The organism is Virgibacillus necropolis, from assembly GCF_044793635.1.
Taxonomy (GTDB): Bacteria; Bacillota; Bacilli; order Bacillales; family Amphibacillaceae; genus Virgibacillus_F; species Virgibacillus_F necropolis_A.
Genome location: NZ_CP084992.1, coordinates 1602515 through 1624512 on the forward strand (window position 1 = coordinate 1602515; position 21998 = coordinate 1624512).

The following is a 21998-nucleotide window of genomic DNA, read 5'->3' on the forward strand; positions in this document are numbered from 1 at the left end:
AGATAACTTGGTCGCACATCCAAATTAAAGTGATTATAGAAACCCAAAGCTGATATAATGAACTAGCAAATTGAAAAAGGACTAGAATTCCTATAGTCACGTAATGTTGATGTACGAACATGTTACCCCGCTTCAAAAAGTAAGACAATTTAGAAGGATGTTATTAATGTAAATATTAACACTACTATAAATCATAGTCAATAAGTTTCCCACTAAAATCACATCAACTTATACGTATGTGGAATGAGTATCATGAAACAATCCAAATTGGACATACGTTGCCAGTAAGCCATACACCCGTGTATCGGCTTTTCAGTTTTAATTCAATGCCCACAAAAATAGGTTATCCATATGCGGATAACCTTAAGGATTGAGTTTTTTCGAGGAATTTCGTACAACAAGTTTAGGTTCGAACACAACAGATTTCACCTGATCAAGAGATTTTTTTTGATTACCGCTTTTTTCTTTTATTAAATCTAAAATCACCTTTGCTGCAGTCTGTCCTATTACGCTTTTTGGGTGTTCCACAGTAGTTAACTTTACTTCAGATACTTTTGCTAGGAAGGAATCATCATAACCAACTAAGGAAATGTCACCTGGTACATTTAAATTCTTTTCCCGCAAAACATCCAGCAACTCAATAGCAAGTTCGTCATTGTAACAGGCAATAGCCGTTGGTTTATCCCCATTCGATTTAGCCAACAATTTTTTTAATTCATCTACTGTCTTCGATGCTTTTTCATGTGTGGAATATGATACTAAATTGTTAGGGTTAATTGGAACTTGATTTGTACGATGTGCCTTTAAATATCCTTTCATCCGCTTTTTCCCCTGAATATCATCTGTTTTAAAAAAGCCAATGATATTTTTATGGCCAAGGCTGATAAGGTGTTCCGTTTGAATAAATCCACCTTTTTCGTCATCCATTGTGATACTCAATGGTTCTAATGCATCATAATCTGCATTAATCATTATGTAAGGTATATTTTGGCTCTCTAAATTTAAATAGTAATTAATATTAGGATTTGATATAGCACTTTTTGTTGGTTCAACAATTACACCATCAAAATTTTGAGAAAGGATCTTTTCTAGGACATTTTTTTCAGTTTCATGATTATTATTGGTACTAAACAAACTAACATTATATCCATTTTTACTTAAGATTTCCTCGGCACCTCTAATTATTGATGGAAAAATATAATCAGATATATAGGTGGTTATTATAGCAATATCTTTTGAGTTGTTACTTATTGTTTGGTCAATTTCTGTTCGATCAGCACAAAATGTACCAGAACCCTGTTCTCTATACAGCCACCCTTCCGTAACCATATCCCCGATTGCCAACCTAACCGTATGACGACTAACACCGAATTCTTTCATTAATTCACTTTCAGAGCTGATCTTCTCATTTGGAAGGTAGGATCCATCTAATATTTTTGATTTAATTGCTTGTTTTACAGTATTATATTTTGTCATAATTAACACCTCTACCTTAAAACATATAAGTTATTTTGAACAAAAGCGCAAGCGCCCGGTTATTGCCGTATGGCCTGGACGGAGCCGTATGAGATAAAGGAAACACGAAGAGCGTAAGCGATTCGATGTTAACTTATCGTAAGGAGGAGCCGGAAGGGCACTAGGCAATGTGCACTAGGCAATGGGCACTGGAGCTGGACGTGGCCCTACATAGTGACCAAAATATTCAATGTCACATTTTATGTTTTCCTTACGTGTAAATAAAAAGTCAAACGTATAAGTGACTTAATAATATCACGTAAAATATATTAGAGCCAATAACAGGTGTGAAACTCGAACATAAAACAGAGATCTGCTAGAAAGCAGACCCCTGAACAAATTTTATTTAATCTCTTACTTCCAAACCATCTGACTTATCTTCAACTCATTCCGCAACTTCCTCGGATTTGTGTCTTTATCAATCACAACACATTCAATATTCGCCATATCTGCAAAATCATATAACTGGTCAGTCGTCACTTCAAATGAAAATACGGTGTGATGTGCTCCACCTGCATAAATCCATGATTCAGTTGCTTCACTTAAGGATGGTTCGGGCTTCCACAGGACTTTGGCAACCGGTAAGTTCGGTGTTTCGATGGTAGGCTGTTCTGCTTTTACTTCATTAATTACAAAACGGAACCTTCCACCAAGCTCAATAAGTGATACATTTACTGCGTCTCCACCTTTACCATCAAACACTAAACGAGCAGGGTCGTTCTTCCCCCCCATTCCAAGTGGATTCACGACAATTTTTGGTTTCGTCGCTGCTATTGTTGGACATATTTCCAGCATATGTGATCCTAATACCTTTTCATCGCCCGGCTCCAGGTGGTACGTATAATCTTCCATAAAGGAGGTACCTTTGTTACTAGAGATAATTTTCATCATCCGAAGTAGTGCTGCTGTTCTCCAGTCACCTTCACCCGCAAAACCATACCCTTCTGCCATTAAGCGTTGAGCTGCTAGACCTGGTAACTGCTTCATGCCATGTAAATCTTCAAAATTAGTAGTAAAGGCATTATAATTACCTTTTGACAAAAATGCTTTTAATCCTAATTCAATACGCCCTTGCTCTAAAATAGATTCTCTAACTGCACCAGGTTCACTTGCTTCTGCTGGCAAGTTATATAATTCACTATATTCTCCGTAAAGGTTCTCAAGTTCTTCATCCGAAACCTTACTCATTTCTTCTACTAGGTCACCAATTCCGTAATAATCAACCGTCCAACCAAACTTAATTTGGGCTTCTACCTTATCTCCATCAGTAACCGCAACGTTTCTCATATTATCCCCGAAGCGAGCAACACGGATATTGGTTCCTTCCGTGACAGCTACCGCGGTTTGCATCCAGCTTCCAATTTTCACTGTAACATCCGTGTTTTCCCAATGACCGACAACTACTTTACGCGGAATATTCATACGCGTTCCGATAAAACCATATTCACGATCGCCATGTGCAGATTGATTTAAATTCATAAAGTCCATATCAATATCTTTCCATGGAATGTCACGGTTAAACTGTGTATGCAAATGCATCAATGGTTTTTGTAATGCATTAAGTCCAGAAATCCACATCTTTGCAGGTGAAAAAGTATGCATCCATGTGATTAACCCCGCGCAATTTTCATCACTATTTGCATCTAACATTAATTTCCGTATGTCATTTGCATTGGTTAAAATTGTTTTGAAAACAATCTTAAATGGTAAATTGCCATTTTCATTTAGTTTATCCGTAATATGCTCTGAATGGTCTTTCACTTCCTGAAGTACATCCTCGCCATAAAGGTGCTGACTACCGGTAACGAACCAAAATTCATATGGTCTTATAGTTAACATATGTGTTCCTCCTAATATAGTAATCTAGTATTATTCCGCAGCACTTCTAAGCGCCCGCAATCTCTTCATAACATCATTTTCACCGCGGCCAAAATAAGTATGAAGTGTTGCATATTCTTTATATAGTTTTTCATAGATAGCTACATTTTCTGGAATAGGTTTAATGACTTCGTCTTTAATCCGCGCCATTTTCTGAGTAGCGTCTATTATCGTGTCATACCCTCCATTAACCGCGCCTGCAGCGACTGCACCAAACATTGCTGCTCCTAAAGCCGGTGTTTGGATAGAATCTGCAACCTTGATAGGACGGTTCGTAACATCAGCATATATTTGTATCAACAGCTTGTTTTTATGAGGCAATCCACCACAAACATACAGTTCATTTACTTCTACTCCATTAGTATGAAATGCATCCACAATTTCACGTGTACCAAAAGCAGTTGATTCGAGTAAAGCCCGATATATTTCTTCAGGTTTTGTTTGTAGAGTCATACCTACTAATAGTCCACTTAAGTCTGTATCTACCAGTACGGAACGGTTACCATTCCACCAATCAAGTGCCAGTAATCCCGTTTCACCTGGTTTATATGATGCTGCTTTTCTCTCCAGTAGTTGGTGTACATCTATACCTTCAATATCAGCCTCTTTTTTTACATACTCCGGTACAGCTTGATCAACATACCACGCAAATATATCGCCTACTGCTGGCTGACCTGCTTCATAACCATAAAAGCCAGGTATAATTCCATCTTCAACAACCCCACACATTCCTTCTACTTCTTCTTCCTTTTCACCTAAAAGCATAGAACAAATGGAGGTTCCCATAGTCATTACTAATTTACCAGGTTCTGTGACTCCCATAGCTGGAACAGATACATGGGCGTCCACATTTCCTACTGCTACTGCTGTACCTGCATTTAATCCAGTAAGTTTAGCCATTTCTTCTGTTAGTTCACCGGCCCTTGTTCCAATTGACACAACGTCACCGCGGAGCTTCGTTTCGGTCAAGTTTTCTAACCTACTATCAAGTGCTTTGAAAAACTCTTTACTTGGATACCCATCCCTTTTATGCCAGATAGACTTATACCCAGCCGTACAACTATTTCGGACAAAACTGTTTGTCAGTTTTGATGTAACCCAGTCCGTTGCCTCTACAAAGCGATCAGTTTTTTCATAAATATCAGGGGCTTCATTCAGAATCTGCCACACCTTAGCAATCATCCATTCCGAAGAAATTTTCCCTCCGTATCTCGGTAAAAACTTTTCTCCCATTTGTTCAGCAATTTCATTTAGTTTGTTCGCTTCATCCTGCGCAGCATGATGTTTCCACAACTTTATCCAGCTATGTGGATTACTTTTCCATTCAGGGTTATTGGAAAGTGGCTCTCCATTTTCATCAATAGGCAACATCGTACAAGCAGTGAAATCAATACCCATTCCAATTACATCATCTGGGTTTACTCCCGACTTCTGTAGGACGCTTGGTATTGAGTTCTCTAACACCTCTATATAATCCTGAGGATGTTGCAAGGCCCATTCATAACCTAAATCTATTTCGGTACCCGGTAACTTTTCATCGATAACTCCGTGTCTGTATGGCGTTACTTGATCAGCAATCTCCTTACCATTTTCTAATGAAACCAGCACCGCACGACCTGACTCAGTACCATAATCCACACCAATTGTATATTTTTCTGTCATATTATCATCCCCCTTATTTCTGTTGCCCGTAATAAGCGTTTAATCCATGTTTTCTTAAATAATGCTTATCCAACAGAACCTGATCCATATCTGAAACGTTTGCATTTAATTGATACGTTTGTAACGCCATTTTTGCTACTTCTTCCAAAACAACTGAATTATGAACAGCCTCATTAGGATCTTTTCCCCAGGTAAAAGGGGCATGGCTATGAACAAGAACACCTGGTACATCGCTTGGACTCATCTCCTGAAAAGTCTCGACAATAACATTTCCTGTTTCATGCTCATACTTACCATTTATTTCAATATCACTCATAGGTCTAGTACAAGGAACCGTTCCGTAAAAATAGTCAGCGTGTGTTGTGCCCAGTGCTGGCAAGCTTTTCCCGGCCTGTGCCCAACTTGTTGACCATGGTGCATGCGTATGTACGACACCTCCAATATCCGGAAACTTTTTGTATAAAACGATGTGTGTTGGTGTATCTGACGAGGGATTTAAACTACCTTCAACAATGTTGCCATCAAAATCAACGACGACCATATCTTCTTTTTTTAATTCATCATAGGGAACTCCACTAGGTTTAATAACTATTAATTCTTCCTCTCTACTGATACCGCTTACATTACCCCACGTAAAAGTCACTAAATTATGCTTTGGCAAAGCTAAGTTTGCATCTAACACTTTTTGTTTTAAACCTTCTAACATTTTTTACTCACTCCCTTTCTTGCTTAAATAACACCTTATACGTATAAGTTTTAATCGTTAATTCTATATTAATATAATTCGTACGTACAATCAATTAAATAATACAAGAATTGTTAAAAAATTTGAAATAAAAAAATCGCCACCGGCTAATCTTCGGTGACGATAGTAGTATTATATAGAAGAATTTCTCGATCGGATGGATTGGTTTCGTAGAGAAGTCGATTGGTTACCCAACCAAGATGATTGATTACCATCGTTTCGTTACCCCTCTACAGCACATAATTGGTGATTTTAAAAGTAGCCATGTGATATTTATTTAAACCAACCAAACACATTGACAGTATAATTATTTGAAATTATAATATACTTATAATAAGGTACCGAGTAGAGCTAACTACTCGGCCACCAGCAACTACAAACTGCATGAAGAGCAGTTGGCCAACTTAAATTGTGTCTATACTAAAAAGAAGTAATCGCGACCATGTAGGGGGGCGGTTACTTCTTTTTGTTTAGGTAAACGACAAAAGTTACAATTAAAGTAATAGTAGCTATTTGTGCTAAACCAAATTGTGCTACCAGACTTAATGCTTCGAATGTCGTCATCTTAAGGGACTTAAGAAATAATGTTCGGTTATTTTTAAGTCTGATTATTTCAAACTACCATCATAACAATGACTCGGCACCATCGATAAATAGTTCTGTTCCAGTTATATGGCTTGATTGCTCAGAAGCTAAAAAATAAATTAAATCTGCTACCTGTTCAGGACTGCCAGGACCATGTTCAAGTGGCTGACTTCCTTCAGGGTGCTCTACAGGAATCTTAACTTTCTTTAGATTTTTCTCATCTGGATGGGTGTTCTCACCAATATTAGTTTGAATTGCACCAGGACAGATAATATTAACTCTAATGTGATACTCCGCCAATTCCAATGCTGCCATTTTCCCGAAAGCCATCTGGCCAGCCTTTGAGGAGCTGTAGGCAGACATACCAAAACTGGAGAAGGTTCTATTTCCATTGATTGAGCTAGTTATCGCAATGCTTCCACCTTTATCTTTCATATGTGGGATTGAATATTTCACGGTAAGAAACGTGCTTTTTAGATTGGTGGTCAAGGTTTGGTCCCAATCTTCAGCCGTAAGATCTTCAATAGGAGCTACACGCCCGTTAATACCCGCGTTAGCAAAAACAAAGTCTAAACGCCCCCACTTATCAACAACCTCTTTAATGGATGCCTCCACTTCTTGAGGATTTGATACATCTGTATCTAAAACGATTGCTTGTCCACCTTCATTTTCAATTTCTTTCTGTACATTGGCCGCATTTTCCTCTTTCAAATCGACAAGCCCTAATTTCGCACCTGACCTCGCCAACCGTAATGCCGCAGCTCTACCAATACCAGAAGCTGACCCGGTCACTATTGCCACTTTATTTTCCATCGTCTGATTTACCATGACATTCCCTCCTATTTTTATTTGATAGTATGTACTTTTAACACGATGCTATGTAGGAAATAGAACAGTGGTGTTAAGATTTAGGGACACCAAAAATAAAAAGCTTGCAGAGAAAAAATTGTTTCCTCCACAAGCTTAAGCTCTACTTAAAACTCACTCCAAGGTGTTGCTGTTTCCTCAACAGTTGTTTTAACCTTGTTCAGGTTATCCGTGCCCTTAGTTTCAAGCCATTTATAATATGCATCCTTACCTTCTTCAGCAAAGGCGTTCACACCATTTTTCCACGTTGCTCGTCCGCAAAGAACTCCACTAAACTTGGACTTTGCTTCTTTTGCAAAATGAAGGGTTTCAACAAACTGTTCGTTGGTCACACCGCCGCTTAGATAAATGAATGGCAAACGGCTTTCCTCTGAACAACTAAAATAGTACTGTGCCGCTTTTTCTCGACTAAAAACAGGCTGATAGTTATCGTATTGATCGTAGCCTTCGATATGAAAAATAGATACAGGAACTTCGACTTTTAATAAATCAACGCCATACTCCTCTTTTGAGAATTCCTTCATAAAGAATTCAACTATCTCTGGTTTTGCTTTAGCGAATTCCGCGCTCTTTCCCGAAAGACCCTCCGCACTATAGGAAACCGGCTCTAATATAAACAAAAGATCATTTTGCTTACATTCATCGCCAACTCTTTTAATTAGTGCATTTTTTATACTATTATATTTCGCTGCTTCTTTATGGTCGTAATATACTAATAACTTAAGTGCACTGGCCCCTTCTCTCACAAGATCCTGCACGGCATAATCATCAACCAAATTAGGAAGTCGTCCTTTTTCCGTTGCATCGTATCCGGTTTTTTCATATGCCATGATCAATCCAATATCTTTATTTAATTTCTTGGCTGCGTCCCATCCGTATTCCGGGTCAAGAAGCAAGGAAGAAGATTGATTTCCAAGAACCTCACTGACACCTTCTTTGAATTTGCGCAAACCATCTTCGTACGTGATATTATTATTTAATGATTGAATCATTTTACCTAAAGAGCCACGTTGATCCATTGCTGTAGCAAAGATTAGATTGTTTTCATCCGAAATTAGTTCTAATCCACGTTGTTTTCCTGGTGATAGATTCATAGTTTCATCCTCCAATTCTTTCTACATTTATCTGTTTGATACACCAATCTATTTTTTCTGGATTTACATAACCTGTTTGTTCTTCCATTGCATTTAACACACCCATAGCCAGTCCAAATTTAATCAGTTCCACACCTGATAAACCACGGGACATCCCGGAGGCAAACCCCGCTATTACAGAGTCACCAGATCCCACTGGATTAACTGCCTTAATCTGAGGTGCTCTCACTCGGTAAATGTAACTTCCATTTTTAACAAGTGCACCATCTGAACCGAGTGTAACAACTACCCATTCGATACCCACAAACAAAACGGATTCCAATGCATCAATAATATCCGTCTCATTAGCTAAACTCTTACCTAGTAAGCCAGCGAGTTCATCCTGATTTGGTTTTATTAAATAAGGTGCACTTTCCAAGGCTTTTCCCAATAGCTCACCCCTTGTATCAAGCAATACAGGGACATCATAAGATCCAGCTATCTTGATTAATTTTTCATAAAAATCATCTGCCAAACCATTTGGCAAGCTTCCAGAGATCGTGACAATATCAACCTTCTGTACATATTCAGAAAAACTTCTCAAAAATGTCGCAGCCTCATCCTCTGTAATAACTGGACCACTCTCCAAGATTTCGGTCTGTTGACCACCATGAATCAAGGCAATACAATTCCGTGTTTCACCTTGTATTTTTTCAAAGAAATCCTGTATCCCTACCGTAAAAAGCTCACAACGAATGAAACCTCCTAAACTACCACCTAAAAATCCTGTAGCAGCAACTTCTTCTCCAAGCTGCTGCAACACTCTAGAAACGTTCAATCCTTTTCCACCAGCAGTTTTAGAAACATCGTTCACACGATTGACGGTATCAAGCGAGAACTCGTTAAGCTTATAACTAATATCAACAGCAGGGTTTAATGTTACGGTTAAAATCATCAAATTCACCTCTCCACTTGATAGATAACTTCCCCTTCAACAGCTGTAGCTTGAACGTTTAACTCATTATCTAGGACAACATAATCCGCCAACTTGCCGTTTTGGATGCTACCTAAATCTGAATCTCTACCAATACTTTTTGCTGGGGAAAGAGATGCTAAATGCCAAACTTCCCGCAGAGATCGATTACTCCAAGCTTGCAAATTTTTGACGCCATCAATTAACCCCAATGTACTTCCAGCTAATGACCCAGTCTCGGTCCGCGCTACACCATCTTGTAACACGACAGGAAACTCACCTAGATGATAGTTTCCATCAGGTAGTAGTCCAGCCCGCATGCAATCAGTTATTAGATTAGTCTTATCTTCTTTTATTCCTACCACCATCGAAGCAATATCCGGATGTACATGATGACCATCACAAATTAACTCTGCGAAAGCATCCTTATAAATCAGCGCAGCTCCGACAACGCCAGGTTCCCGGTGATGCACGCCTGACATCCCATTAAATAAATGCACAAAATTACGTGCGCCAGCATCTATAGCATCTTTGCAGCAATCATAGCCTGCGTCTGAGTGTGCAATACTCGTCAATACACCTTCATCACTGACTTTACGAATGAAATCTATTGCGTCATTTCGTTCAGGAGCAAGAGCGATTTTTACAATTGTATTCTCAGATAGCTTTTGCCATTGCTTAAATTCCTCAAAGTCAGGGTCACGAAAATAACTCGGGTTTTGCGCACCTTTATGTTTCTCAGTGAAATATGGTCCTTCTAAAAAAATCCCCTCTGATTGTGCACCTCGAAGTCCAGATTTAACTGCTTCAGCAACTGCACGAATGGAATTATTCAAATCCGTTTTAGACGATGTCAATGTTGTTGGTAAAAACCTTGTAACACCAAGAGTTGGTAAAGCATCTGAAATTCCTTGAACTGCTTCAACAGTTCCATCCATGATGTCATGGCCGTTTATTCCATGAATGTGCGTATCAAATAGACCGGGTGTTATCGTGTATCCGCTCCAGTCAACGATATCTGCATGAGCTGGAACTGTATCTATAAACTCACCAAACCTACCATTTTCCACAAGTAAATAAACCCCATGTCTTTCATCATTTTCAAGTAAAAATCGATCTGCTTTCATATAATATTTATTCGTAGTCATAAATCGTCACACCCTGAACAACACGATTCACTCGCCCATCTGGACTTGGATTATCTGGTGTAATACCTAGTTGTAATGATTTTTTTAATGCTATGATTTGGGCGAAAATAATGTATAATAATGCAAGTTGAAAATCATTACCGAGAGTTTCCTCATTGTTGTTTACGGTTATAGTAAAGTCTGCAAGGTCTTCCACTTCCTGATCTTTTTTCTCCGTAAGTGCAACAGTTTTCATCCCTGAATCATCGGCTGCTAGTTCGCGTAAAATATCCATATCATATTTCCTTGTGTACGGATCTCGCGACATGAACAAGACCGTTACAGACTTTTCATTCAAGATGGACTTCGGACCATGCCTGAAACCGAGCGATGATTCATGAATCGCAGCGACCTGCCCTGCAGAAAGCTCCAACATTTTTAAAGCAGCCTCATGCGAAAGCTGACTGAGCAACCCAGAACCAAGATATACAATTCGTTCAAAATCAAATTTTAATACGTCATCAACTGTGTCTGCCAGGCGATCACGTAATGCCTTAGAGCTTTCCAAAAGCTGATCTGCTTCACTAATTGTAAAATCTTTTTCAGCAAACAATGTGTAAGCCGCAATAATCATACTTGTAAAACTACTTGTCATCGCGAATCCTTGATCGTGTGCATTTTCCGGCATTACAACTGTTTTACTATTGCTATCATTTGCCACATTTTTAGCAAGCTGCCCATCCTGGTTACATGTAATAACTACTTGATAAAAATCAGCAATTAACTTTTCACCTAACGAAACTGCTGCAACGCTTTCCGGACTATTACCAGACCGTGCAAACGACACCATGATAGTTGGCACTTCGTTAAACAAATATGTAGTTGGATTTGACACAATATCTGTTGTTGGAATTGATTCAAATTGAACTTTGCTTTGATTCTGTCTACGCAATTCCGGCACAACTGTATCCCCCGCAAACGCAGAAGTACCTGCACCAGTAAAAATCACACGAACCTGGTCATGCTTCTTGTAAATAGAATCAATAAATCCAGTTAATGACTCTTTTTGCTCGGAAAGTAATGTGAGTAATTCCAGCCAAACCTCTGGCTGTTGATGAATCTCCTTAGCGGTATGCACCGCTTTCTTCATTTCTAGCTCTTCAGTAGTTAAATTAAACATTTGTCATCCTCCATGTGTTAAATTTAGCATTAGTAGTGGTTATGTTGTCATAACCACTTTAATTGTTGAGAAGCCGTGGATTGAACTCGATTGCTTCTCTTCCAGCTTCGATCGGTTGTTGGCCAAACCAAACTGACTCTTTTAGGTTAATTCAACCGTATAATCAAATTTGTCACCACGGGCCACGCTAATCGTATATTCAATCAATTCATCGTTATGATAAGCAAAACGCTTTATCAGCATCGCAGGTTGATCTGTTATCATACGCAAATGTTCCGCTTCTTCTTTTCTAATCATCGTTGCGGAAAATCGTTCAATGGCCTTCGTTACATTCACTTGATATTCCTCATAGAAAACATCATACATGGGCCTTTGTTCCAGATCATTCTTTGTTAAATTAGGAAATAACTTTTTAGGTAAATAAGAAGTTTCATACATTAAAGGCTCATCATCCGCTAGTCGCAGGCGGCTAACCTGTAAAACCTCATCTAGTGGACCAAGATTCATTTTACTAGCTAATCGTTCATCCACCGCAATTTCCTCAAATGACATCACCTTTGTTGTTGGTTTCTTGCCAATTGCTTTCATTTCTTCCGTAAAACTATATAACTTAACTAAATTTTGATTATATGACTTTGGCGCAACAAACGTACCTTTACCATGTAATTTATAAATAAAACCTTCCCGTTCCAGCTCTTGCAACGCCTGCCTAACTGTTATCCGACTTAAATCATAAAGGTCACATAATTCACGTTCAGACGGCAACTTTTCGTTCTCACGGTATGCCTGTGCTTCTATCTTCTTTATTAAATCCTCCATTAATTGCAAATACAATGGCACCCTACTTTTCTTATCCAATGCTTGAAATGTCACCTCCTAATAGTGGTTATAACCAATTGGGTTAAGTATAAAATACTACTTATGAAAAGTAAAGGTAGTTTTTTTAGTTTTTATCCCTACACCTCCTGTTTTTTAATTTTAATGATTCTTTCCCCTTCCCGATGGATAACATAAAAATCATTTTCCCTCATGATTAATTGAGGAGTTGTTTCCATGTGTTTAGAAAAAAATGATTCATCCGTATGTGCAAATACAGCGGCCGCCAGCCAATGATTTCCGATTTCCAATTCCTTTATTAGTGTCGGAATCTCTGAAACATTAGGGTATAACATGTTTGTATTCGGCGCAGTCCTAACCATTTTAAGTTTTCGCTCTCCTAATAAATCGATAATGCAACTTAGCCCAACTGACGATTTTGCAATATCCCAATCTGGCTTCATTAACCCTATATATGGATCGTCCACCGGGATGGCAAACCCTCCCTCCGCTGTGTCTAACATCCTTTCAGTTTGAATATGATGAACACGAATATGCCAGGCATTAATTGGAATGAGCCAAGTTTCTACTAATACATCTTGCCATGGTTTCCATAGTGAATATATATATTCTTTACTCATTTTGACTTTTTCACATTTACGGCGGACACGGTAAAGATTATCCTTTTCCGATAGGGCCAGCATTGAGTCATAGGCACCGTGAGTCAGCCCATACGGCTCTTTTGAAACACTGAACCCAAACTGGTTGGAGTAAGCAAATTTTGCATACTTTTCAGCGGTATGCGCTGGTTCAAAGTCTGCATATTGACCAGATGTTAAAGCATAAACATGCTCATGATCACGACACATAATCATTTGTGAATGTTTCTGCACCTTGATTTTCTCTAACTTTGGCAAACTTTGTTCTTCCTCCGTCCAAAAAGGATGGCTCTCATTTAACGCCAGTACAAGAAAAGACTTCAATGCCCAGTATGGAGATCCGGGTGCATTGTAATTTTCGGACATGATCAAATTTGGGTATGCATATCCTATTGTTAAAACCCCGTCATCTGTAAAAATTGACTGCTTCATCCACCAGCGTAGATGTCTCAATACAATTCCTTTTATAACACCCCATGGAAACGCTTCAACATCTGCAAAAGCTAATGCACTCCAAAAGGAAGTTTGCGCAAATCTATATGTCATGCTTCTGCCAAAAGGAATAGATGATCCATCTTCAGCAAACCAATAAATAAAATCTTTTGCGAATTTTACTGCTCTATCTTTGAATAACTGAGACCGAATAGGATCTTCTTTCTCCATTAACTTTGCGTAGATAAGGCAATAATAATGAATTGCAAAAGATACATAGTAATCTTTCTGATTCGTTAAGCCATCAGAGTACCAACCATCTCCTAAATAAAAAGTTTCGATACGTTCAAAGGCATGCTTATTCGCTTTTTTATCATATTCCATACCTTGTTTGGCAAGCCCGGTATTAACCAAAACTTTAAAAAGATTCCAGTTATTATCAGGAGTCTTTCTTTTGTTAACAACTTTTATCCATTGATAAAAATTCTCTCTTTCCACAGATGTTAAAGAATCCAAAACATTAGAACCACATAGTGCAAGGGTTAAGCCAAATGCTGCCGTTTCTACTGTGCGTTGATCATAATCTTTTGGAAATCCCCAAAACTCCCTGTGTTGGGGGTTTGTTCCATTTTTAATACCTTCTATATAATTATCCCAAATCGGAACGGATCCCCCACCCGCGATTAGAGGTGCTAACCCCCATAACGGACGGGAAAAGGCCTCAAACCCTGCCACTTGTTCACTATAGTGAGTGGCGGCTTTCCCTAGGTATAAGTGTGCTTTATCTGCGCTAAAATAATTTTCTAGTGGTTGGGCAATTTGTTTCATTAAGGTTTGTAAATCTTTTTTTGTTCTTAACGGGTTGTTCTTTATATTTAAAACAGGATTTTTTTCAATTTGTGCCATTAGGGGTTACTCCTTTCAATAATTTTGATTTTAAGACTTTTAGTACTATACTGCCATTATGCATTTCTTTGTGATTTAATTTATCTAGGAAAATAGCGAAATATATAAGACACGATCATTTAATAAAGATATGAATACACCATGATATTACGGCAGGTTACCATACACAACTAAGTTTTTTAATGCTTTAGCATCCTTTAAAAACTGTTCTATATTATCCCCTTTTACAAATTCCATTAATAAGTAATGAACGTTTTTATCTTTTTTTAATTTACTCAAATATTGTTCCCATTCCACTACTCCTTCAGAAAAAGAAAGCCTGTCCGTATAATTCCAATGAAAAACATGAATATGAGTCAACCATGCGCTTAATTTCTCTATACTTTTCAATCGTTTATTTATTGTTTCACCTACAGCTGGTTGCCAGTACAAATGAATATTAGGATGATTTATTTCATTCACTAGAAGCAAGGCACTTTCTACGTTATCAGTAAGTGTCCCACCATGATATTCAAAGTTAATCTCTATATCCTGTTTTTCTGCCAACTCAGCAATTCTTCTCGCATCCTCAACAACGGCTGTTCTATATTTCTCATCTATTTCATGCGAACCTATCTTTCCTGCCCAAACTCGTATAGAAGGTGCCTTTAGTCTTTGTGCAGTTTCCAATACTACATCAAATGGAATACCTTCCTTTTCATGACCTACTCGATAATAAGATCCGTAAGAAACGATTTCCAAATTGGCTTGTTCTGTTAATTCAGCTACTTCAGCAGCACGAATAGTGTCCCCAGGTGGTACATGGAAATCACCACCCCACTCAATTCCTTCCATATTTGCTCCATGGGCAAGTTTAATAACTTGTTCTACTGTTAAATTCCTAAAAGTTACCGAGCATAAACCAATTTTATACATGGTCTCCCTCCAAGTTTTATGCCATTACATCAAATTCCTTTTTAGATACTTGCCATATTAATTGTTCTCCAGAAAGATAGCGCTTAAATTCATCAAGCATATATGCTCCCATTCTTCCACACTCTTGCCCTTCGCTTCCTGCTATATGTGGTGTTAATACAACATTAGGAAGAGAATATAAAAGGGAATCCACGGAAGGAGGTTCTGGATCGGTAACATCTAAAATAGCAGTAATATCACCGCGTTGTTTCAGAACATCTAACATTTCTGTTTCCTTAACTATTGCTCCCCTTGACGTGTTAATGAAACTTGCATATGGTTTCATCAACTCAAAATGTTTTTTTCTTATCAGCCTTGTTGTTTCGTCCAACAATGGTGCATGCAAAGAGACGATGTCTGCTCTTTCAAATATGTCATCTAATGAACATAGCTCAACATTTAGTTTAGCCGCTTCCTTCTTGTCTACGAATGGATCATATGCTAGTACGTTAATATCAAAATGTCGAAGATATTCATTTACTTTTCGCCCAACTGTACTTAAAGAAATAAGGCCTACTGTACTCCCAAACGATCCTGGTATATGATAAAAGGGTTTTTCAGGATATTTTCTATGTTTCTTAACATCAAGAGCAAACTGCCATCCCCTCTTCAAAGAAAACAGTATTTGCGATAACGTATATTCAGCTACCGGAATGGCATTTGCAGAAACGGCATTAGTTAACACGATATTTCTATCCCAAAAAGCTTCGGTTGCGATTGGCTTTATAGAGCCCGCCGCATAAAAAATTGCTTTAAGATTAGGAGCGGCCTCAAGAAATTCCTTATCCAGTTTAGGCCCACCCCATCCAGTAAAAATGACTTCAGCCTCCTGTAAAATAGACTTGTCTTCAATAATATCCTTCGATGATAGTGGCACGGAATAGATGTTAGCCAATTTTTCTATTTCTTTTTTTACAGTAGATGGGTAAACCAGATCAATAAAGTTTTCATCCATTATAAATAAACCCTTAATCATTTTTTTCACCTCTATAAAGTTTTTTAAGCTAATTCCTTTCTAATATATACTACAAACTATTAGGTATGAGAAAAGAGAATAGCCACAACTACCCTCTTTTTCCAACTCTATTTTTTTATCCCATTCATCAATTTCGCTAAATACTTATACATGCTTAACATAACGATCTTTGATCAAAGAAAGTACATCATTACCAGGTTTATCCCAAATCGCTTGGTTCATGATTTCTACCTCGATTGGCCCATTGTACCCTGCCTGCTCGACTGCTTTTCTAATGCGACGGATTTCGATCACTCCATCTCCCATCATACTTCGGGCTTTAAAGGTATCTGTAATAGGAACAGCCCAATCAGAAACATGAAATCCTAGTATACGCCCTGTAGCTCGAACAATTTGGTTATATAAATCAGGATCCCACCAGACATGAAACACATCCACTACTACCCCAACCTGATTATCGTTATATTTTTCTGCCATTGTATTCGCCTGATCCAATGTCACTACTACAGAGCGATCAGCAGCATACATCGGATGAAGTGGTTCAATTCCCAGTTTCACACCATATGATTCTGCGAATGGAACGAGTTGTTCAATCCCTTCCTCGACCCATTTCCGTGAGGTATCGATATCACGGTCAGGGGCAGCGCCACAAACTAATACTAAGACATCCGTTCCTAATTCAGCAGCCTCTTCAATGGCACGGAAGTTATCATCCAAATTTTTTTGCCTCTGTTCCGCTGTAGACGCAGGAAACATACCACCACGACACAGACTGGAAACTTGTAAACCTGAATCCGCCACAATCCTTTTACTCTCAGCAAGACCGACTTCTTGAATTTTATGTCGCCATAAAGAAATCCATGATATTTCTGCTTTTACGCACCCAGCAACCGCTTCTTTTAAATTCCAATTTTCGGTTGTAATCTGGTTTAAACTAAGACTTTCCAGCGATGGTCCATTTCTTACCATTTCCTCAAATCCTCCCTACAAGTTATTTTTGAAAAATCGATTCGCAAATTATCGAATTCTCGCCTGTGCTAAGACAATTTTCATTCTTTCCACAGCAAGATCGGGATTTCGTAATAATCCTGCTTCATCTGCCATTACGAATAGTTCGGAAAGGTGGATGATTGAGCGGTGACCTTCTGCTCCACTAATCATTCGGAAATGAGGCTGATGTCCATTTAAATAAGCCATAAATACGACACCTGTTTTATAGGCATAAGTGGGTGTTTGAAAAATATGACGTGATAATGGAACCGTTTTTTCTAAAATAGAATAATAGCTTTCAAAATCATCCGCATCTAATGCATGAAGTGCTGCAGTTGCCGCTGGAGCAATTGCATCAAAAATCCCAAGCAGCGCATGACTGAATCCTTGCTCATCTCCACGAATTAGATCTGGATAATTAAAATCATCTCCTGTGTACATTTTTACACTTTCAGGAAGAAGACGTCTCATTTCGATTTCACGTTGATCATCAAGCAATGAAATTTTTATACCGTCAATTTTATCTTCGTTTTCCTTGATTACTCGTAAACATACTTCCATGGCTTTATCAACGTCTTTATAACCCCAATATCCTTTTAACGCCGGATCAAACATGTCGCCAAGCCAATGTAGGATAACAGGTTTCAAGACCTTGCTCAAGATATTTCCATATACCTTCTCATAATCTTCAGGACATTTAGCACAGGCTGCCAAAGCCCGGCTTGCCATTAAAATAATCTGTCCACCCTCATTTTCAACAAATTCACATTGTTCTTCATAAGCAATCTGTACATCTTCAAGTGTGGGATTTACTTGCACCAAATGATCTGTACCAGCTCCACAAGCAATCTTCCCATTAACTGATTTCGCTTCTTTAATGGAACGGCTAATTAACGATTGTGCCTGACTCCAGTTTAAACCCATACCACGCTGAGCTGTGTCCATTGCCTCGGCAACAGCTAATCCTTGTGACCATAGATAATGGCGGTACTGCATCGTAGTCTCCCAATCTATTTGACTATTATTAAGTGGATCGGTATCTGCAAATGGATCACTTACCACATGTGCAGCCGAGAAGGCAATACGTTTTTTTAACGTTTTTCCTTCAGGAATATCAAATGAAACAGCATTTTGTGGCTTGAACGTATATAATTCTCCGCCTTTTTTTGGTAACTTTAATTCATTCCCCAACACTATCCCTCCAATTATTTCAACTCAGGTACATCTACCCAACGACGCTCTTCCCATGATTGTAGTGCCAACTCAGAAAGTTGGGTCCCTTTTGCCCCTTCAAGTAAATCCAAAACATATGGTTCATCAGCAACAACATGTTTTAAGAACATTTCCCACTGAATTTTGAAGGCATTATCAAAGTCTGCGTTATCAGGAACTTCTTGCCATTGTGATTCGAAATTAAATGGGTTTGGAATATCAGGATTCCAGATTGGCTTCGGCGTATTAACACGATGCTGAACCTTACAATCTCTTAGTCCAGCAACAGCACTTCCTTCTGTTCCGTCCACTTGGACAGTTAACAGGTCATCACGGTCTACGCGGACAGCCCATGAAGAGTTTGCCTGAACGATAATTCCATTTTCAAGTTCAAATGTACCGTAAGCAGCGTCATCAGCCGTACAGTCATACTTCTCTCCTTTTTCATCAATGCGCTTTTTAATATGGGTAGCACCTAAACATGATACTGATTTAATTGAACCAAATAAATGTTGAATGACATAACGCCAGTGAGCGAACATATCAACGATAATTCCACCACCATCTTCTTTACGATAGTTCCAGGATGGACGTTGCCCTTCTTGCCAATCCCCTTCAAACACCCAATAACCGAACTCCATACGCACACTTAAAATTTCACCGAAGAATCCCGAGTTGATCAGTCGTTGTAGCTTTAAAAGTCCTGGTAAGTACAATTTATCTTGAACAACACCGTTCTTTACGCCAGCAGCTTCAGCAAGTCTTGCTAATTCTACTGATTCATCCAAACTAGTTGCAGTTGGCTTTTCGCAATAAATATGCTTTCCTGCTTCAATAGCCTGACGAATCCCTTCTGCTCTTCGCACTGTCGTTTGTGAGTCAAAGTAAATTTGATTATAATCATCTGCTAATGTTTCCTCTAAATTCGTACCCCATCGTGAAAGGTTATGTTCTTCAACCAATTCTTTAAGTTTATTTTCACGTCTTCCTACCAAGATTGGGTCTGGCATAATCACATCACCATTTGGAAGCTCAATTCCTCCTTGTTCACGAATCGCAACGATAGAACGAATTAAATGTTGATTCGTTCCCATGCGTCCGGTAACACCATTCATAATAATTCCGATATTTTTAACTGACATTGTTTTTCCCCTTCCAAGCTTTTTGTATAACTTTATAATAGGGCACTTTTATAAAGTTGTCTTATAACGCCAGGAAAATAATTCTTAAATTCGGAAGTAATCTCTTCTTGATATCCTACAATGATTTTCAATCTTCATTTTCGTTCGGCAACTGATAACCAATCCTAAATTTTCAGAAGGGAAATTAGTAAAAGAATCTATAGAAAGTAGATAGCGATTCAAACCAACTTTGTAGCAAATTGGGAATATCTCTATATTTCTGCGACAGATAAAGTGCTTTTTATAAGTAAATACTCGTATTACCGTCTTAGGCAAAACACGAGCTTTTTGACTATGTCTTTGATTGTTATCATAAAAAGGGCCCCCTTTCCATTAAGGCCACTGGGCAAAAATAATGGAAATATCCCATCAAAAATACGGACAAAAAAAGCTAACGACAATATATAGGTCGTTAACTTTTTTTCTTAGACAAATACGAACTTTTTCAGACTGTCATGCTATCCTAATTTATGTGTATCAATCAATGAAACTTCGGCGTTTTTCGTACTATGCATTTCAAAAATAATAATTTCGTTTGTTCCCTTTTTTAGAACTGGACCTGGTAAATATAACGTTTCCTGTGGACCAATTTCCCAGTACCTTCCTAAGTTAAAATCATTAACAAGGACAATACCCTTTACCCAGCCTGGCAGTTCGACAAATGTATCACCAATTTCTCTAACTTCAAATGTTCCACGATAAAACAACGGTTGATCAGACGTTTGTTTATTCGTTTGTTCAAATGCTAATTCTGCTAAATTATTCATTGGTAGCGAGTACATCTCCCAATCAAATAAAAACTGGCGTTCAAAACGTACTCCTTCGGTAATCCCTTTTGGGTCGTTCAATAATGGTCCATAATTTATCCGGCCCATGTTTTCTACTAAAATATCAAGTTTAATTCCTTCTTTAGGTACTTCAATCATAAGTGTGTTGTTGTTAAGACGGTCGATTACACCCTTGTATTCCTGGTCCACATATACAATCGCGCGATCTCGAACGTCTTGAATCGTTAATTGAGCTTTCCCGAGTGGCCCTTTTAAATGGTTACGATAAAGGATAAAACCATAATCCTGACCTAATTTTTCCATTGTTTCTGGATGCGTTTTTCTAACGGGTTTACTAATCTGATCCAATGCATTAAATAGATTAATAGATTCTTTCATCTTAACCGTACCATAATCCATTTTAGGAATAGGTTCAGGTAACACAAGTTCGCCTAAATTCATGTGTTTTGAAATAGCTTCGCGTACTGCATGGAACTTAGGTGTGAGATCACCCGTTTCACTTATTGGACAATCATAGTCATAACTTGTAACAGTCGGAGCATATTTGTCATCGTAATTAGCACCATTGTAAAAACCAAAATTAGTACCACCATGGAACATGTAGAAATTAACTGAATCCCCTCTTGCTAGCATTTCTGAAAACGTATCGGCTGTATCTTGCGGATCGCGTTGATGATGTTCTTCACCCCAATGATCAAACCATCCATTCCAAAATTCCATGACAAAGTTTGGTGTGTTAGGAAAGTATTCCTGTAATTTAGCGAAAGACTTCTCTGGTTTTGACCCAAAGTTAACGGTTGCCAACACATTTTTGACTGTCCCCCCTTGAAGCATTAAATCGGTTGGTCCATCGGAGGTAAACAGTAACACATCGACATTCCTTTTTCGTATCGCATCGTTCATGTAATTTAAATAGCGTTTATCATTTCCATAACTTCCATATTCATTTTCAATTTGCATCGCAATTATTGGACCACCATTCGTTTGCAACAATGGCTTTAACTTTTCTAGTAAAACATCATAATAGTTATCTACTTTTTCTAAATAAGGTACATGGTAGGACCTGATCTGCATATTGCGATCCGCAAGTAGCCATGAAGGCAATCCGCCAAATTCCCACTCTGCACAGATATAAGGACTTGGACGTGCGATGACGTATAACCCTAAGCGCTCCGCAATATGGATGAATTCTACGATATCAGCAATACCCGAAAAATTAAATTCACCTTCTTTTGGTTCATGTAAGTTCCATGGAATATATGTTTCGACACAATTGAAACCACAAGCCTTTAACTTACGTAATCGATCTTCCCAATATTCTGGAACAATCCTGAAGTAGTGGATTGCCCCAGATATTAGTTGGATAGGTTTATCATTCATGTATAGTTCTTTTCCCACTACGGTTAGTTTAGACATGACTTGGCACTCCTTTAAAACATAATTAATATCAAACTAGTAACAATAAGTGTTCGCTTAAAT

18 protein-coding genes are annotated in these 21998 nt (G+C 38.3%); all 18 read right to left on the reverse strand.

Features of this window, described 5'->3' with window-relative positions; translation table 11 throughout:
* Nucleotides 1-363: 363 nt before the first annotated feature.
* The 18 genes from LG329_RS07680 to LG329_RS07765 all read right to left on the reverse strand — a co-directional run bounded on the left by LG329_RS07680 (nt 364) and on the right by LG329_RS07765 (nt 21935).
* Nucleotides 364-1479 carry a GntR family transcriptional regulator gene (locus LG329_RS07680; protein WP_404456489.1) on the reverse strand — a complete coding sequence of 372 codons (1116 nt, stop codon included), beginning with the start codon at nt 1477-1479 and terminating at the stop codon, nt 364-366.
* A gap of 390 nt (nt 1480-1869) precedes the next feature.
* Nucleotides 1870-3354 carry an L-arabinose isomerase gene (araA, locus tag LG329_RS07685; RefSeq protein ID WP_404455495.1) on the reverse strand — a complete coding sequence of 495 codons (1485 nt, stop codon included), beginning with the start codon at nt 3352-3354 and terminating at the stop codon, nt 1870-1872.
* 30 nt (nt 3355-3384) lie between these two features.
* A complete protein-coding gene (locus LG329_RS07690) occupies nt 3385-5055 on the reverse strand; it encodes a ribulokinase (protein WP_404455498.1) in 1671 nt (556 codons plus the stop codon).
* 13 nt (nt 5056-5068) lie between these two features.
* The gene (gene araD / locus LG329_RS07695; protein WP_404455500.1) at nt 5069-5761 is read right to left on the reverse strand and encodes an L-ribulose-5-phosphate 4-epimerase; all 693 of its coding nucleotides are present in this window, start codon (nt 5759-5761) and stop codon (nt 5069-5071) included.
* A 495-nt stretch (nt 5762-6256) separates the two neighbouring features.
* Nucleotides 6257-6364, reverse strand: coding sequence for a putative holin-like toxin (locus LG329_RS07700; RefSeq protein WP_404455503.1), 108 nt, complete (start codon nt 6362-6364; stop codon nt 6257-6259).
* Between the two features lie 60 nt (nt 6365-6424).
* Nucleotides 6425-7213, reverse strand: a complete 789-nt coding sequence (locus LG329_RS07705; protein ID WP_404455505.1) for an SDR family oxidoreductase — start codon at nt 7211-7213, stop codon at nt 6425-6427.
* Nucleotides 7214-7359: 146 nt separating this feature from the next.
* A complete protein-coding gene (locus LG329_RS07710; protein WP_404455508.1) occupies nt 7360-8346 on the reverse strand; it encodes a tagatose 1,6-diphosphate aldolase in 987 nt (328 codons plus the stop codon).
* Nucleotides 8347-8350: 4 nt separating this feature from the next.
* Complete coding sequence (gene pfkB, locus LG329_RS07715; protein WP_404455511.1) at nt 8351-9280, reverse strand: 1-phosphofructokinase; 930 nt, start codon at nt 9278-9280, stop codon at nt 8351-8353.
* A gap of 5 nt (nt 9281-9285) precedes the next feature.
* A complete protein-coding gene (gene nagA, locus LG329_RS07720; RefSeq protein ID WP_404455514.1) occupies nt 9286-10446 on the reverse strand; it encodes an N-acetylglucosamine-6-phosphate deacetylase in 1161 nt (386 codons plus the stop codon).
* Nucleotides 10433-11605, reverse strand: coding sequence for an SIS domain-containing protein (locus LG329_RS07725; RefSeq protein ID WP_404455517.1), 1173 nt, complete (start codon nt 11603-11605; stop codon nt 10433-10435). The genes nagA and LG329_RS07725 overlap by 14 nt, the downstream gene beginning before the upstream one ends.
* 141 nt (nt 11606-11746) lie before the next feature.
* Complete coding sequence (locus LG329_RS07730) at nt 11747-12463, reverse strand: GntR family transcriptional regulator (RefSeq protein ID WP_404455520.1); 717 nt, start codon at nt 12461-12463, stop codon at nt 11747-11749.
* A gap of 98 nt (nt 12464-12561) precedes the next feature.
* Nucleotides 12562-14418, reverse strand: a complete 1857-nt coding sequence (locus LG329_RS07735) for a DUF2264 domain-containing protein (protein ID WP_404455522.1) — start codon at nt 14416-14418, stop codon at nt 12562-12564.
* Between the two features lie 147 nt (nt 14419-14565).
* Nucleotides 14566-15333 (reverse strand): sugar phosphate isomerase/epimerase family protein, encoded by a 768-nt coding sequence (locus LG329_RS07740; protein WP_404455524.1) that lies wholly within the window; start codon nt 15331-15333, stop codon nt 14566-14568.
* Between the two features lie 16 nt (nt 15334-15349).
* Nucleotides 15350-16348: a hydroxyacid dehydrogenase gene (locus LG329_RS07745; protein WP_404455527.1), complete on the reverse strand. Its 999-nt coding sequence runs from the start codon at nt 16346-16348 to the stop codon at nt 15350-15352.
* A gap of 144 nt (nt 16349-16492) precedes the next feature.
* Nucleotides 16493-17317, reverse strand: coding sequence for a sugar phosphate isomerase/epimerase family protein (locus tag LG329_RS07750; protein WP_404455529.1), 825 nt, complete (start codon nt 17315-17317; stop codon nt 16493-16495).
* A gap of 48 nt (nt 17318-17365) precedes the next feature.
* Entirely contained in the window at nt 17366-18529 is a 1164-nt protein-coding gene (locus LG329_RS07755) for a dihydrodipicolinate synthase family protein (protein WP_404455532.1), read from the reverse strand.
* Nucleotides 18530-18543: 14 nt separating this feature from the next.
* Entirely contained in the window at nt 18544-19692 is a 1149-nt protein-coding gene (locus tag LG329_RS07760) for a Gfo/Idh/MocA family protein (RefSeq protein WP_404455535.1), read from the reverse strand.
* A gap of 497 nt (nt 19693-20189) precedes the next feature.
* Nucleotides 20190-21935, reverse strand: a complete 1746-nt coding sequence (locus LG329_RS07765; protein ID WP_404455538.1) for a beta-galactosidase family protein — start codon at nt 21933-21935, stop codon at nt 20190-20192.
* Between the last annotated feature and the right edge of the window lie 63 nt (nt 21936-21998).